Genomic DNA, 15,903 nt, shown 5'->3' on the forward strand with positions numbered 1-15,903 from the left:
CGGCCGACCACCGCTGACCGGCCCCTGGCGCCTCATGCTCTGGCAGGGGCGCCGCCAGCTCGGGGTCCTCGCGGGGGCCACCGCCGTCGCCGTCGTCGGCAACGTCGCCGCGGCGCTGCTGCCGTGGCAGCTCGGCCGCGTCGTGGACGACGGGCTCGACGACGGCCTGAGCGCCGCGCTGTGGCTGGGCTGCCTCGGCGTGCTCGCGCTCGGCATGGTGCAGGTGGGCACGAACGTCTGGGGCCACCGGCTCGACGTCGAGAACTGGCTGCGCGCGGCGTTCGCGTCCTCGCAGCAGGTCGGGCACCACGTGACCCGCACGGGCGACGCCGTGACCGACGAGCTGCCGACGGGCGAGGTGGTCGCGACCGTCGCCACCGACGCCCTGCGGATGGGCGAGGTGTACGCCATCGTCCCGCGGCTGGTCGGCGGCATCGCGGCGTACCTGGTGCTCGGCGTGGTGCTGCTGCGCACCTCGGTGCCGCTCGGCCTGCTGGTCCTGGTCGGGCTGCCGGTCGTGGTCGCGGCCCTGTCGCTGCTCGTCCGCCCGCTGCAGCGGCGGCAGTCCGAGCAGCGCGAGGCCACGGGACGGCTGACGACGCTGGGCGCGGACACGGTGTCCGGCCTGCGCATCCTGCGCGGCATCGGCGGCGAGGACGTGTTCGCCGACCGGTACCGGGCGCAGTCGCAGCAGGTGCGTGCGGCGGGCGTGCGGGTGTCGCAGACCCAGTCGCTGCTCGACGCGCTGCAGACGCTGCTCCCGGGGCTGTTCCTCGCGGTCGTCGTCTGGGCCGGCGCCCGGCTGGCGATCAGCGGCGACATCACGCCGGGCCAGCTCGTGGCGTTCTACGGCTTCGCGGCGTTCCTGACCCAGCCGCTGTGGACGGCGAGCGAGGCGATCCGCGTGGCCACCCGCGCGGTGGTCGGCGCGCGCCGGATCATCCGGGTGCTGTCCGTGCCGGTCGCGGGGTCCGACGACCCGGCGGCCCCGGCGCCGTCCCCCGCCGTCGGCGAGCCGCTGGTGGACGAGGGCAGCGGGCTGGTCGTGCGCCCCGGGCGGATCACGGCGCTGGTCAGCGCGGACCCGGACGAGTCGGCGCGGCTCGCGCTGCGGCTCGGCCGGCTGGGCCCGCAGCGGCACGGCGGCGCGGACGACGAGGACCTGGACGACTCCGGCCAGGACGGGACGGTCCCGGCACCGGGCGCCGCGGACGCCGATCCCGGCCTGTCCCGGGTCCGCTGGGGCCGCACCCTGCTCGCCGAGCTCGGCCTGGCCGAGGTCCGCAGCCGGGTCGTGGTCGCCGAGTCCACCCCGCACCTGTTCACCGGCCTGCTGGCCGACGAGCTCGACGTGCGCGGCGGCGCCGACCGCGACGCGCTGCTCGACGCGATGCGGGTCGCCGACGCCGGGGACGTCCTCGACTCGGTGCCCGGCGGGCTGGACGGCGAGGTGGAGGAGAAGGGCCGCTCGCTGTCCGGCGGCCAGCGGCAGCGGGTCGCGCTCGCCCGCGCGCTGCTCACCGGCGCCGAGGTGCTCGTGCTGATCGAGCCGACCAGCGCCGTCGACGCGCACACCGAGGCGCGGATCGCCCGCCGGCTGGCGGACGCACGCCGCGGCGCGACCACGGTCGTCGTCACGGCGAGCCCGCTGGTGCTGGACGTCGTGGACGAGGTGGCGCTGGTCGCGGGCGGCCGGGTCGTCGCGACCGGCACGCACCGCGACCTGGTCACGGCCCGCGACGCCACCGGCGCGGCCTACCGCTCGGTGGTCTCCCGCGCCGAGGACGATCGCGCCGAGGACGAGCCCGACGACCAGCCCGCCGGCGCGCCCGCCGACGCCGCACCCACCCCCACGACCGACGAGGAGGACCGCCGTGAAGCTGCCCGTCGCTGACGCCGCCGCGCTGCGCCGGCACACCGCCGCGCTCCTGCGCCGGCACCGCCGCGGCCTCGGCGTGGTCGTGCTGCTGCACGTCCTCGCCGCCACCGCCGGGCTCGCGGGGCCGTGGCTGCTCGGCCGGCTGGTCGACGGCGTGGTCACCGGCACCGACACGGCCGCCGTCGACCGGACCGTCCTGGTGCTGGTCGTGGCGGTGCTCGCCCAGACGGTGCTGATCCGGTACGCCCAGCGCGCCGCGATGGTGCTCGGGGAGGGCGTGTTCGCCGAGCTGCGCGAGGAGTTCGTCGCGACGGTCACCCGCCTGCCGCTGTCCACGGTGGAGCGGGCCGGGACCGGCGACCTGGTCGCGCGCACCACGACCGACATCGACCGGGTCCAGTACACCGTCCGGTTCGGCGTGCCGCGGCTGCTCGTCACCGCGGCGACGATCGTCCTGACCCTGGTCGCCGCGTTCGCCACCAACGCGCTCGTCGCGATCGGCCTGCTCGCCGGCGTGCCGCTGCTCCTGGCCGTGACCCGCTGGTACCTGCGCCGCGCGGCGCCGGCCTACCTGCGGGAGTCGGCCGCGTACGCCACGCTCAACGGCACGATCACCGAGTCCGTCGAGGGCGCCCGCACCGTCGACGCCCTGGGCCTGGGCGCGCGCCGGCGCGCGCGGGTGGACGCCGACCTGCGCGAGGCGTTCGCCGCGGAGAGCGCGACGCTCAACCTGCGCTCCGTGCTGTTCCCGGGCGTGGACACGTCGTTCGTGCTGCCGGTGGTCGCGGTGCTCGCGTGGGGCGCGTACCTCGTCTCGACCGGCCACGCGACGATCGGCGCGGTCACGACGATCGCCCTGTACGCGACGCAGATCATCCACCCGATCGGCGAGCTGATCTTCTGGCTGGACGAGATCCAGGTCGGCGCGACGTCGCTCGCCCGCATCCTCGGGGTCGCGGACGTCGCGCCGGACCGGACGGCGCGCGACGCGCGGCCGGCCGGCTCGGACGTCACCGCCCGCGCGGTCCGGTACGCCTACCGCGAGGGCCACGACGTGCTGCACGGCGTCGACCTGGGCCTGCGTCCCGGCGAGCGGCTGGCCGTCGTCGGCCCGTCGGGTGCCGGCAAGTCGACGCTCGGCCGCATGCTCGCCGGCATCCACCCGCCCACCGGCGGCTCGGTCACCGTCGGGGACGTGCCCCTGGTCGACCTGCCCCTGGACGAGCTCCGCGGCCACGTCGCGCTGGTCACCCAGGAGCACCACGTGTTCGTCGGCCCGCTCGCGGACAACCTCCGGCTCGCCGACCCGGCCGCGGACGACGCGGCGCTGGAGCGCGCCCTGCGCGCCGTCGACGCGTGGGACTGGGTGCGGGCCCTGCCCGGGGGCCTCGCCACGCCGGTCGGCTCCGGCGGCACCGCGCTGACCCCGGCCCAGGCGCAGCAGATCGCGCTCGCCCGACTGGTGCTGCTCGACCCGCACACGCTCGTGCTGGACGAGGCCACCTCCCTGCTCGACCCGCGCGCCGCCCGACACCTGGAGCGGTCGCTGTCGGCGGTGCTGCACGGCCGGACGGTCGTCGCGATCGCGCACCGGCTGCACACCGCGCACGACGCGGACCGGGTGGCCGTGGTCGACGCGGGGCGGATCAGCGAGATCGGGCCGCACGACGAGCTGGTCGCCGCCGGCGGGGACTACGCCTCGCTCTGGCACTCCTGGCAGCGGGAGTAGGTCAGGCCGGGCGCGCGCCGTCGGCCGCGGCGCCGCCCGCCTCCTGCTCGGGTGCGGGCTCCTCCTCCGGGTCGAACGCCCCCGACAGCCGCAGCACCTCGTCCTTGAGGAGCCGCACCCACAGGAACACCGCGAACCCGCCGAACACGAACCACTGGGCCGCGTACCCGAGGTTCTGGATGTTCAGCCCGGTCCCGGACCGGGTGGGCGGCGGCAGCAGCTCCAGGGCGGCGGGCTGCGCCGGCTGCGAGCTCGTCAGCACGGCGTAGCCCGTCCAGATGGGACCGCCCCACACACCGAGCAGCTCGGCGGAGGAGATGGTGTCGGTCGTCCCCGCGGCCTGCGTCCCGTGCGGGTCGCCGGAGTCCTCGGAGGCCTGCAGGTACCCGGTCACCGTCACGGTCCCCGCGGGCGGCTCGAGCCCGCCCGCCGCGGGGTCCTCGCCGGCCACCCAGCCGCGGACCACGGGCAGCACCGCCCCGTCGGCCGCCGGGTCGTCCGACACGACCCGCAGCGGGGTGAGCACCAGCGAGCCGGTGCGGTCGTCGAGCGCGCGCCCGGGCACGAGCAGCTGCCCGTCGGCCTCGTACTCCCCGGTCACCTCGACGCGGCGGCCGACCAGCGCGCCGTCGAACGTCGTCTGCGGGAGCAGCACCTCGGCGATCGGCACGGGCTCCTGCGCCTCGACCTCGGCCAGCTTCGCCGCCTGGGCGGCGGCGCCGCGCACCTCGGCGCGCTCGAGCTGCCAGGCGCCCAGCCGCCCGCAGACGGCGGCGACGGCGAGGAACAGCACGAGCAGCCCGACCATCCGGGGCGTGCGGGCGACCCGCCACAGCGTCGGCGGCGGCGCAGGCGCAGGCTGGGTCGGGGTCGGGGGCACCGCAGCACGGTACCCGGCGCGCCTGTGCGCCGAGGAACCGGGCCGGGACCGGCCGCCCCGCCTGGTGCGCCCGGCAGGTCCATGGGGTTGGATGGTTGACGGCTGCCTGAGCAGCCACGGGACGCCCTAGGTCGGACGTCCCGGCTAGCGACGCGAGGCGCCGCAAGGCTGAGGGGGCCCGGCGGGGGGTGCTCGACCGGGCCCACGGCACATCCGTGGTTCAGCGAAACGGGGAGAGAGCATGACTACGACGACGTCGAGGCCCGAGACCTGGCGGGCCGGTTCCGGCCAGCCGGTGTCGGACGAGACGCTCCGACGGATCGACGCCTGGTGGCGGACGGCCAACTACCTGTCGGTCGGGCAGATCTACCTGCTGGCCAACCCGCTGCTGCGCGAGCCGCTGACCAAGGACCACGTGAAGCCGCGGCTCCTCGGGCACTGGGGCACGACGCCGGGTCTGAACTTCCTGTACGCGCACCTGAACCGCGTGATCGCGGAGCGCCAGCAGTCGACGCTCTACCTGACCGGCCCCGGCCACGGCGGCCCGGGCCTGGTCGCGAGCGCCTACCTGGACGGCACCTACTCCGAGGTCTACTCGGACATCACGCCGGACGAGGAGGGCGTGCGCCGCCTGTTCCGGCAGTTCTCGTTCCCGGGCGGCATCCCGTCCCACGTGGCCCCGGAGACCCCCGGGTCCATCCACGAGGGCGGCGAGCTCGGCTACGCCCTGTCCCACGCGTACGGCGCGGCGTTCGACAACCCGGACCTGCTGGTCGCGGCGGTCGTCGGCGACGGCGAGGCCGAGACCGGCCCGCTGGCGACGTCCTGGCACTCGAACAAGTTCATCGACCCGGCCAAGGACGGCGTCGTGCTGCCGATCCTGCACCTCAACGGGTACAAGATCGCCAACCCGACGGTCCTCGCGCGGATCCCGGAGGACGAGCTGCTCGACCTCATGCGCGGGTACGGCCACAAGCCGCACCTGTTCGTCGGCGGCTTCGACGGCGAGGACCACGCGGCCGTGCACGCCCGGTTCGCCGAGCTGCTGGACGTCGTGCTGGACGAGATCGCCGAGATCAAGGCGCGCGCCGCCGCGGGCGACGAGTCCCGCCCGGCCTGGCCGATGATCGTCTTCAAGACCCCCAAGGGCTGGACCTGCCCGCCGGTGATCGACGACAAGCAGGTCGAGAACTCCTGGCGCTCGCACCAGGTGCCGCTGGCCAGCGCCCGCGACACCGACGAGCACCTGCACGTCCTCGAGGGCTGGCTGAAGTCGTACCGCCCGGAGGAGCTGTTCGAGGCGGACGGCTCGGTCAAGGCCGACATCACGGCCCTGTCCCCCGGCGGCACGCTGCGGATGAGCGACAACCCGCACGCGAACGGCGGGCTGCTGCTCAAGGACCTGCGGCTGCCCGACTTCCGCGACTTCGCGGTGGACGTGCCGGTGCCCGGCGGCTCGATCTCCGAGGCCACGCGCGAGCTCGGCAAGTACCTCACCGAGGTCATCCGGCGGAACCCGGACAACTTCCGGATCTTCGGCCCGGACGAGACGGCGTCCAACCGGCTGCAGGCCGTGTTCGACGTGACGAACAAGCAGTGGAACGCCGAGTACCTGCCGACGGACGTCGACGACCACCTGGCCCGGATGGGCCGGGTCGTCGAGATGCTGTCCGAGCACCAGTGCCAGGGCTGGCTCGAGGGCTACCTGCTGACGGGCCGCCACGGCCTGATCACCTCGTACGAGGCCTTCATCCACATCGTCGACTCGATGTTCAACCAGCACGCCAAGTGGCTGAAGGTCACGAACCACATCCCGTGGCGCCGGCCGATCGCCAGCCTGAACTACCTGCTGTCCAGCCACGTGTGGCGGCAGGACCACAACGGCTTCAGCCACCAGGACCCGGGCTTCATCGACCACGTGGTGAACAAGAAGGCCGAGATCGTCCGGGTGTACCTGCCGCCGGACGCGAACACCCTGCTGTCGACGTACGACCACTGCCTGCGCAGCCGGCAGTACGTCAACGTCGTGGTGTCCGGCAAGCAGCCCGCGCCGAACTTCCTGTCGATGGACGAGGCCGTCGCGCACTGCACCCGCGGCCTGGGCATCTGGGAGTGGGCCGGCACCGAGGTCGAGGGCGAGGACCCGGACGTGGTGCTCGGCTGCGCCGGCGACGTCCCGACGCTGGAGGTCCTGGCGGCGGCGCACATCCTGCGCGAGGAGCTGCCCGACCTCAAGGTCCGCGTCGTCAACGTCGTGGACCTCATGCGGCTGCAGGACGAGCGGGAGCACCCGCACGGCCTGTCGGACCGCGACTTCAACACGCTGTTCACGACGGACAAGCCGATCGTGTTCGCGTACCACGGCTACCCGTGGCTGATCCACCGCCTGACGTACCGCCGCAAGGGGCACAAGAACCTGCACGTGCGGGGGTACAAGGAGGAGGGCACGACCACGACGCCGTTCGACATGGTCATGCTCAACGACCTCGACCGGTACCACCTGGTGATCGACGTCATCGACCAGGTGCCGTCGCTCGGCTCGAAGTACGCGGGCCTGCGGCAGCGCATGGTCGACGCGCGGCTCCGCGCCCACGACTACACCCGGGCGCACGGGGAGGACCTCCCCGAGGTGCGCGACTGGGTGTGGCCGGACGCCGGCGAGACCGGCACCGAGGAGGGCGGCCCGCAGCAGTCGACCGCCACCCTCGCGACCGGCGGCGACAACGAGTAGCCCGCACGCGGCCGATGGCCCGCACCACCCGGTGCGGGCCATCGGCCTTCTGGGACCTAGGTCACACGGGGCGGCCGCGAGACGGCCGGGAGGGCCCCCGGGTGGCCCGCGTCACCCGGCTCGGACGCAGCCCCGGCGGCGGACGTCCGGCAGAATTCATCCCACCACCTGACGGCCGGCGACCCCGGCCCACGCCGACGAGGAAGAAGCCCGCCCGTGGCCCGCAGCATCTACGTCACGTCCCCCGAGGGGGACACCGGCAAGTCGACCGTCGCCCTCGGCCTGGTCGACCTGCTGACCCGCACCGTGCAGAAGGTCGGCGTGTTCCGGCCCATCGCGCGCTCCACCGAGACCCGCGACTACGTGCTGGAGCTGCTGCTCGCCCACGACGGCGTCGACCTGTCCTACGAGGACTGCATCGGTACCACGTACGAGGCGGTGCACCACGACCCCGAGGCCGCGCTCGCGACCATCGTGCAGCGGTACCACGCGGTGGCCCGCGACTGCGACGTCGTCGTCGTGGTCGGCACCGACTACACCGACATCGCCGGCCCGGCCGAGCTCGGCTTCAACGCGCGGATCGCGGCGAACCTCGGCGCGCCGGTGCTGCTGTGCGTCAAGGGCCAGGGCCGCTCCCCCGAGGAGGTCCGCCAGGTCGCCGAGGTCGCCGCCTCCGAGCTCGAGGCCGGCCACGCGCAGGTCGTCGCGATCGTCGCCAACCGGTGCGACCCGCAGAACCTCGACGCGATCCGCGCCGAGCTCTCCACCCGCGCCACCGCGTGGGCGCTGCCCGAGGAGCCGTTCCTCGTCGCGCCGACCGTCCGGCAGCTCATGGAGTCCGTCGGCGGGACCCTGGTCGGCGGCGACGCCGAGCTGCTGCCGCGCGAGGCGACCGACGTCCTGGTCGGCGCGATGTCCATCGAGCACCTGCTGGAGCGGCTGTCCGACGGCGTCGTCGTGATCGTCCCCGGCGACCGGTCGGACATCCTGCTCGGCCTGCTCATGGCGCACGCCGCCGACGGCTTCCCGTCGCTGTCCGGCATCATCCTCAACGGCGGCTTCGAGCCCCCGGCCACGGTCTCCCGCCTCGTCGACGGCCTGCGCAGCCGGCTGCCGATCATCCGCACCGAGCTCGGCACCTTCGCCTCCGCGTCCGCCGCCGCCGGCACCCGCGGCCGGCTGTCCGCCGACTCGCAGCGCAAGGTCGACACCGCCCTCGCGCTGTTCGAGAAGCACACCGACGCCGAGGAGGCCCTGGCCGCCCTCGAGGTGCCGGCCCCCGAGGTGGTCACCCCGCTGATGTTCGAGTACGAGCTGCTCGACCGGGCCCGGTCGGACCGCAAGCACGTCGTGCTCCCCGAGGGCAACGACGATCGCATCCTGCGCGCCGCGTCCACGCTGCTGCAGCGCGAGGTCGCCGACCTGACGATCCTCGGCGACGAGGCGTCGATCCGGACCCGCGCCACCGAGCTCGGCCTGGACCTGTCGGCGGCGACCGTCATCGACCCGAAGGCCGGCCAGCTGCTCGAGCGGTTCGCCGCGGAGTACACCGAGCTGCGCAAGCACAAGGGCATGACCGTGGAGCGGGCCCGCGAGATCGTGTCCTCGGTGTCCTACTTCGGCACGATGATGGTGCAGCTCGGCCTCGCCGACGGCATGGTCTCCGGCGCCGCGCACACCACCGCGCACACCATCAAGCCGTCCTTCGAGATCATCAAGACCACCCCGGGCACCTCCGTGGTGTCCTCGGTCTTCCTCATGTGCCTCGAGGACCGCGTCCTGGTCTACGGCGACTGCGCCGTGAACCCGGACCCGACCGCGGAGCAGCTCGCGGACATCGCGATCTCCTCGGCCGAGACCGCCGCGCAGTTCGGCATCGAGCCGCGCATCGCGATGCTGTCCTACTCCACCGGGTCGTCCGGCTCGGGCGCCGACGTGGACAAGGTCCGCACCGCCACCGAGCTGGTCCGCGAGCGCCGCCCCGACCTGAGCGTCGAGGGCCCGATCCAGTACGACGCCGCCGTCGACGCCTCGGTCGCCCAGACCAAGATGCCCGACTCGGCCGTGGCCGGCCGCGCCACCGTGTTCGTGTTCCCGGACCTCAACACCGGCAACAACACCTACAAGGCCGTGCAGCGCTCCGCCGGCGCCGTGGCCGTCGGCCCGGTGCTCCAGGGCCTGCGCAAGCCCGTCAACGACCTGTCCCGGGGCGCCCTGGTGCAGGACATCGTCAACACCGTCGCCATCACGGCGATCCAGGCCCAGGCCCTGACCTCGGAAGGCTCGAAGTGAACCACGTCCTCGTCATCAACTCCGGCTCCTCGTCGATCAAGTACCAGCTGGTCGACGCCACCTCCGGCGACGCGCTCGCCTCCGGCATCGTGGAGCGCATCGGCCTCGAGGTCGGCAAGGTCAAGCACGAGGGACCCTCCGGCGCGACCGTGCTCGAGCAGCCGGTGCCGGACCACGAGACCGGCATGCGCCTCGTCCTCGACCTGTTCGAGCAGCAGGGCCCGCAGCTCCGCGAGGAGGACCTCACCGCCGTCGGCCACCGCGTCGTCCAGGGCGGCGACGTCTTCGACGGCCCGGCCGTCATCGACGACGCCGTGCTCGCGCAGATCGACGAGCTGTCCCCGCTCGCCCCGCTGCACAACCCGGCCAACGTGGCGGGCATCGAGGCCGCGCGGCACGCGTTCCCCAACATCCCGCACGTCGCGGTCTTCGACACCGCGTTCCACCGCACCATGCCGCCGGCCGCGTACACCTACGCGATCGACGAGCAGGTCGCGAAGGAGTTCAAGATCCGCCGGTACGGCGCCCACGGCACCTCGCACCTGTACGTGTCCCGCGCGACCGCCGAGTTCCTGGGCCGGCCGCTCGAGGAGCTGAACACCATCGTGCTGCACCTCGGCAACGGCGCCTCGGCGTCCGCCGTGCGCGGCGGGGCGTGCATCGACACCTCGATGGGCCTGACGCCGCTCGAGGGCCTGGTCATGGGCACCCGGTCCGGCGACATCGACCCGGCCGTGCTGTTCCACCTGGCGCGGGTCGGCGGCTACACGATCGACCAGCTGGACGAGCTGCTCAACCGGAAGTCCGGCATGCTCGGCCTGTCCGGCTACACCGACATGCGCGACGTGCACGACGCCGTGGCCGCGGGCGACGAGCGGGTCAAGACCGCCCTGGACGTCTACTACCACCGCATCAAGGGCTACGTCGGCAAGTACTACGCCGAGCTCGGCCGCGTCGACGTCATCACGTTCACCGCCGGCATTGGTGAGAACGACGACATCGTCCGCCTCAACGCCCTCGCGGGCCTGGAGCGCCTCGGCATCCAGGTCGACCCGGAGCGCAACGCCGGCCGCATCAAGGAGCCGAAGGTCATCTCCCCCGACGGCGCCGAGGTCACCGTGCTGGTGATCCCGACGAACGAGGAGCTGGAGATCGCGCGGCAGTCGGTCGCGGCGATCGCCTGACGCACGCCACGGCGCCCTCGCGCGCAGGGCCCGCACCGGTACCTCCGGTGCGGGCCCTGCGCGCGTCCGGGGCCGCCGCGCGTCCCTGACGCGTCACCCGTTCGGTCCCTGCCTCGTCATCTTCCCGCCCTGCGGACGTCACCTGTCCGCCCACCGGACTTCACCCGATCGACGGCTCCAGCCCCCACGGGGTGCCGCCGATACGACGAACATGACGCATGCCCGAGCCATCGCCGAGGACCGCGAGTCCTACTGGCGCTCGGAGCTGGACCGCGTCGACCGGCTGTGCGACGCGGCCCCCGCGCTGTGCGTCGCCGCCCTGCCGCCCCTGCTCGCGGAGGCCCGCGCCGAGGGCGCCGTGCAGGTCGAGATCGAGCTGCAGTACAACGGCGGCTGGGCCCACCACCTGCTCGGCGAGGACCCGCTCGCGCTGCGGGCCATCGAGCACGCCCTCGAGCTCGCGACGACCCACGGGATGCGGGCCTGGGAGGGCCGGCTGCTCCAGGGGCTCGCCGCCGTCTACAACGGCTTCGGCGACAACCTGTCGGCGCTGGAGCTGCTCGACCGGTCCCTCGACATCCGGCGCGAGCTGAACGACACCGAGGGCCTCGCCGCCGCGCTCAACAACCTCGCCGACACCTACATCTCGATGGGCCGGTTCCCGGAGAAGGCCCGCGAGCTGCTGGACGAGGCCGCCCGGCTCTGGCCCGAGCTGGACCGCCCCGACGGCACCTGCGCCACCCTGTCGGGGCTCGCCAAGCTCGACACCGACGAGAGCGAGGCCCTGCGGGCCACCGACCCGGTGCGCGCCCGGGCGCTGGCCGAGCGCGCGGTGCAGCTGGCGGTCCGCGGGCTCGAGGCCGCGCGCGGCGTGCCCGACGCGGACGGCGGCAGCTCCGGCAACCCGCGGATGGCCGCGGAGGCGCAGGTGCGGCTGGCCCGGGCGCACATGGCCGGCGGGGACCTGGACGCCGCGGAGGCGGCCCTGTCCTCCGCCGAGGCCGCGCTCCCCCGCGTCGCGGCCCGCTACCTGACGATCCGGTACCACGCGGCCCTCGGGCGGCTGCGCCGGCTGCGCGGCGACCACGCGGGCGCGGTCGCGACGCTGCACGAGGGCCTGCTGCTCACGGAGCAGTCGCTGCGCCCGATGGAGCGGGCCGACGTGCTGCTCGAGCTCGTCCAGGTGCACGAGGACGCCGGCGACCTGCGCGCGGCGCTCGACACGCACCGCCGGTACCACGAGGCCGTCATGGCGCAGCGCGACCAGGCCGCCGAGCGCCGCGGCATCGTCGTCAACGCCCAGCTCGACGTGGAGCGGGTCCGGCAGGCCCGCGACCAGGCCCGCAAGCGGGCGGCCGAGCTGACCGCCCTCAACGAGACCCTGCAGCACGACGCCGCGCACGACCCGCTCACCGGGCTGCTGAACCGCCGCGGGCTCGACGCGGTGCTCGCGGCGCGCCTCGGGCGGGAGGCCGAGCTGGCCTACGTCGTCGCGGACATCGACCTGTTCAAGGCCGTGAACGACGAGCACTCGCACCCGGTCGGCGACGAGGTGCTGCGCCGGGTCGCGCAGATCATGACGAGCGCGGTCCGGGTCGGCGACGCGACGGCGCGCGTGGGCGGCGAGGAGTTCACGCTGGTGCTGCTCGACTCCCCGCACGAGCAGGCGCTGGCCGTCTGCGAGCGGATCCGCGCGACGATCGCCGGGTACCCGTGGCACGAGCTGTCCCAGGGCCTGCGGGTGACGGTGAGCTTCGGGGGCGCGATGGCCGCGGACGGCGAGGCCCGCGGCACCCTGGTGGCCCGGGCGGACGCGGCCCTCTACCGCGCGAAGCGCCAGGGCCGGAACCGGGTGGTCTTCGACGGCGTGCCGTCCTCGCCCGCCCCGCTGCCGGTCCCGGTCCCGCGCACCGCCCGCGACCCCCGCACCCCCTCGGCCGGCACGGCCACCGCCTGCCAGCCCAGCTGACCGCGCCCCGCGCCGCCTCGCGCGCGCCGCGCCCCACCGCGCACGCGCCGCAACCTGCGCCGTCCGCGCGGCCCGCGCCGCCCCGTGGTCCCGCGCCGACGCTCGCCGAGTCTCCGTCTCGCGCCTCTGTCGGTAGCCGTGCGCGGAGTCCGGAAACGGAGAGTCGGCGCAGGTCCTGGTGCGCTGGCGCGGGGCGCGCCCGGCGGTCAGCGCAGCCGGGCCGCCCTCGCGGCGCGGAGGGCCGCGGTGACGGTGGCGGTCCAGCGCTCCGGGTCGCCCGCCAGGAGCCTGCCCGGGCCGAGCGGCGGCACGAGCGTCCGGCCCGCGACGCGCACGCCGTGGACGCCCCGCTGCACGGCCACGGTCCGGGTGGCCGTCAGCGCGAGCAGGCCCTCGCGCCCGTGCCGGTGCCCCCAGCCCGACGCACCGCGCCCGCCCTGCGGCGCCGCCACCGACCCCCAGGCCGCCTGGTAGCCGTCGTTCACGGACACGCTGCCGGCGCGCAGCCGGGCGGCCAGCGCCGCGCCCCGCCGCGGCGACCGGGTCCACACCGACGCGGCGAGGGCGTACGCGGAGTCGTTCACCGCGGCGACGGCCTCGTCGTCCGAGGCGACCGGGGACAGCGCGACCACCGGCCCGAACGTCTCCTCCCGGAACGCCCGGGCGTGCTCCCCGACGCCCTCCAGGACCGTCGGCTCGTAGACGTACGGACCCAGGTCCGTGCGGTGCACGCCGCCCGCGAGCACCCGGGCCCCGCCCGACAGCGCGTCCTCGACGTGCTCGACGACGCGGGCCAGCTGCTCCGCCGACGTCAGGGAGCCGACGTCCGACCGGTGGTCCAGGCCCGTGCCGACGCGCAGCGCGCGGGTCCGGCGGGCGAACGCCGCGGCGAACGCGTCGTACACCTCCCGGTGCACGTACAGCCGCTCGACCGCCATGCAGAGCTGCCCGGTGCCGCCGAAGCAGGCCCGGACCGCCCCCTCGGCGGCGGCCTCGACGTCCACGTCCTCGGCGACGTACATCGCGTTCTTCCCGCCGAGCTCGAGCGTGCTCGGGACCAGCCGCTCCCCCGCCCGGGCGGCGACGACCCGGCCGGTCGCGGTCGACCCGGTGAACACCAGGTGGTCCACGTGGTCCACCACCGCCGCCCCGACCGTCGGGCCGTCGCCCAGCACCACCTGGACGAGGCCGCGCGGCATCCCGGCGTCCTCCAGCAGCTCGACCGCCCACAGGGCCGTCAGCGGCGTCTGCGGGTCCGGCCGCAGCAGCACGCCGTCCCCGGCCGCGAGCGCGGGCAGCACGTCCCCGAGGGTCAGGCTCAGCGGGTAGTTCCACGGGGCGACGACGCCGACGACCCCCACCGGGTCGTGCCGGACCCGCACCGAGGTCAGGCCCGGCACCAGCCCCGGCCGGCGCTCGGGCGCGAGGTAGCGGGCGGCGGCCCGGCCGAGGTGCCGCGCGAGCAGGGCGACGTCGGCGACCTCCTCGTACGCGGCGCCGCGGGCCTTGCCGTTCTCCAGCTGGACGAGGTCGAGCACGTCGCTCTGCCGCTGCAGCAGCAGGTCGTGCACGCGCAGCAGCAGCCGCGCCCGGTCCCGCACGGCGACGGCCGCCCACCGCCGCTGGGCCGCACGGGCCGCGCGCGCCGCCCGGGCGACGTCGTCGGGCGTCGACTGCGGCAGGGTCGCGAGCGGCGCGCGGGTCCACGGGGCGTGGTGGGTGCGCGTCCCCGCCGCCGGCGAGCTCGCGACCCGCTCCGCCAGGTCGCGCAGGTCGTCCGGCTCCAGGACGTACGTCGCCAGGGGGTCGGTCTCCGGGTCCAGGACGCCGTGCTCGGGCACCATGCGGCCAGGCTACGCGCCGCCGCCCGCCTGCTCCGCCGCCCAGGCCGCGACGCGGCGGGCCGACTCCTCCGGCGACAGGTCCTCGACCCGGGTCATCACGGTCCACCGCACCCCGTACGGGTCCACGACCGAGCCGTACCGGTCGCCGGACACGAACGTCGTCACCGGCTCGCGCAGCGTCGCGCCCGCCGCGACCGCCCGCTCGACGGTCGCGTCGACGTCCGGGACGTGCACCGCGAGCGAGTAGGTCGCGGCGTCCGGGTCCGGCGCCGTGATGCCGTAGGCGGGCATCGGGTCGCCCAGGGTGAACCGGCCGTTCCCGAGGTCGAGCGACGCCTCGCCCACCAGGTCGCCCATCCGGAACACGTCGAGGACGCGGGCGCCGAGCACCCGCTCGTAGAATCCGATGGCCTCGGCGGCCGGGTGGACCACGAGGTGCGGGGTCAGCGACGTGACGCCGTGCGGCACGCCGTCGGTGGTGTGGGCCCCGGTGGCAGGGGTCGTGGGTGCGGTGCTCTCGGTCATGCACCGAGCCTCGCCCCGCGCGTGGCGGCGGTCTTGTACGAACGGGACACGAGGGGGCGGCGCGTGGTCGAGTCGGCGGGGCACCTGAACCCGGGCGACCCGGAGGTCGCGTTCTCGCGGTTCCGGCTCGGGGCGGACCTCGACGACCTGGTCCGGCACGTCTGGGTCGCGCGCTGGGACGTCCCCGCCGGCGCGGTGCGGCCGCAGCGCGTGCTCACCTACCCGAGCGCCAACGCCGTCCTGCAGCCCGCCGGCGCGGCCTTGCACGGCCCGTCCCGGGTGCTGACGACCCAGGACCTGACGGGACGGTCCTGGGTGGTCGGCGTCCTGCTGCGGCCCGCGGCGTGCCGGCTGCTCACGGCCACCGACCCCGCGCGCCTGGTCGGTCGCCGGGAGCCGCTGCCCGGCGCCCCGCTGCCCGCCGTCGCCGCGGCGATGGGACGGCCCGCCGCGGCCCGACCGGCTGCCGAGGCCGACCGGGAGGTCGCCGCCGTGCTGCGCGCCTGGCTCGCCCCCGTCGCGGCCCGGGTGGACGACGCCGGCCGGCTGGCGAACGCGGCGTGCCGGGTCGCCGAGGAGCGGGCGGACGTCCTGCGCGTGTCCGACCTCGCGGCCCTGCTCGGCACGACGACCCGCACGCTCAGCCGGGTCGTCCGCCAGCACACCGGGCTGACGCCGAAGTGGCTGATCGAGTGCCGGCGGCTGCAGGCGGCCGCGACGACGCTGTTCGCCGACCCCGGGACGGACCTCGCGGCCCTCGCGGCGGACCTCGGGTACACGGACCAGGCGCACTTCACCCGCCGGTACCGGGCCGTGGTCGGCGAGACCCCGGCCCGGACGCGGCGGCACGCCCCGGCGCCGGCCTGAGCC

10 protein-coding genes are annotated in these 15,903 nt (G+C 75.3%); 7 read left to right on the forward strand and 3 right to left on the reverse strand.

Translation table 11 applies throughout. The features are described from left to right. Both MHY85_RS09865 and MHY85_RS09870 read left to right on the forward strand, forming a co-directional pair. The coding region (locus tag MHY85_RS09865; protein ID WP_239195898.1) for an ABC transporter ATP-binding protein at positions 1-1,894 on the forward strand (1,894 nt) is incomplete at its 5' end. Next, positions 1,875-3,608 carry an ABC transporter ATP-binding protein gene (locus tag MHY85_RS09870; protein WP_239195899.1) on the forward strand — a complete coding sequence of 578 codons (1,734 nt, stop codon included), beginning with the start codon at positions 1,875-1,877 and terminating at the stop codon, positions 3,606-3,608. The genes MHY85_RS09865 and MHY85_RS09870, both read left to right, overlap by 20 nt. Position 3,609: 1 nt before the next feature. Here the strand turns inward: MHY85_RS09870 and MHY85_RS09875 are convergent, their stop codons facing one another. After that, positions 3,610-4,488, reverse strand: coding sequence for an SURF1 family protein (locus tag MHY85_RS09875; protein ID WP_239195900.1), 879 nt, complete (start codon positions 4,486-4,488; stop codon positions 3,610-3,612). Between the two features lie 241 nt (positions 4,489-4,729). On the opposite strand from MHY85_RS09875, the gene MHY85_RS09880 reads away from it, so the two are divergent. The 4 genes from MHY85_RS09880 (at position 4,730) to MHY85_RS09895 (ending at position 12,664) form a co-directional block, all read left to right on the forward strand. Beyond that, positions 4,730-7,219, forward strand: a complete 2,490-nt coding sequence (locus MHY85_RS09880; RefSeq protein WP_239195901.1) for a phosphoketolase — start codon at positions 4,730-4,732, stop codon at positions 7,217-7,219. A gap of 216 nt (positions 7,220-7,435) precedes the next feature. Then, the gene (gene pta / locus MHY85_RS09885) at positions 7,436-9,511 is read left to right on the forward strand and encodes a phosphate acetyltransferase (protein WP_239195903.1); all 2,076 of its coding nucleotides are present in this window, start codon (positions 7,436-7,438) and stop codon (positions 9,509-9,511) included. Continuing rightward, positions 9,508-10,695 (forward strand): acetate/propionate family kinase, encoded by a 1,188-nt coding sequence (locus tag MHY85_RS09890; RefSeq protein ID WP_239195905.1) that lies wholly within the window; start codon positions 9,508-9,510, stop codon positions 10,693-10,695. The genes pta and MHY85_RS09890 overlap by 4 nt, the downstream gene beginning before the upstream one ends. A 211-nt stretch (positions 10,696-10,906) precedes the next feature. Further along, positions 10,907-12,664, forward strand: coding sequence for a tetratricopeptide repeat-containing diguanylate cyclase (locus MHY85_RS09895; RefSeq protein ID WP_239195906.1), 1,758 nt, complete (start codon positions 10,907-10,909; stop codon positions 12,662-12,664). A gap of 206 nt (positions 12,665-12,870) precedes the next feature. Here the strand turns inward: MHY85_RS09895 and MHY85_RS09900 are convergent, their stop codons facing one another. Together MHY85_RS09900 and MHY85_RS09905 are read right to left on the reverse strand one after the other, a co-directional pair. Continuing rightward, positions 12,871-14,508 carry a succinic semialdehyde dehydrogenase gene (locus MHY85_RS09900; protein WP_239195907.1) on the reverse strand — a complete coding sequence of 546 codons (1,638 nt, stop codon included), beginning with the start codon at positions 14,506-14,508 and terminating at the stop codon, positions 12,871-12,873. 9 nt (positions 14,509-14,517) lie between these two features. Next, on the reverse strand, positions 14,518-15,033 hold the full coding sequence (locus MHY85_RS09905; RefSeq protein ID WP_239195908.1) for a glyoxalase/bleomycin resistance/extradiol dioxygenase family protein: 516 nt from the start codon (positions 15,031-15,033) through the stop codon (positions 14,518-14,520). Between the two features lie 63 nt (positions 15,034-15,096). Between MHY85_RS09905 and MHY85_RS09910 the strand changes: the two genes are divergently transcribed. Beyond that, complete coding sequence (locus tag MHY85_RS09910; protein WP_239195909.1) at positions 15,097-15,900, forward strand: helix-turn-helix domain-containing protein; 804 nt, start codon at positions 15,097-15,099, stop codon at positions 15,898-15,900. The last annotated feature ends 3 nt before the right edge of the window (positions 15,901-15,903 follow it).

The sequence above is a fragment of the Cellulomonas sp. ACRRI genome, assembly GCF_022346185.1.
GTDB lineage: Bacteria > Actinomycetota > Actinomycetes > Actinomycetales > Cellulomonadaceae > Cellulomonas.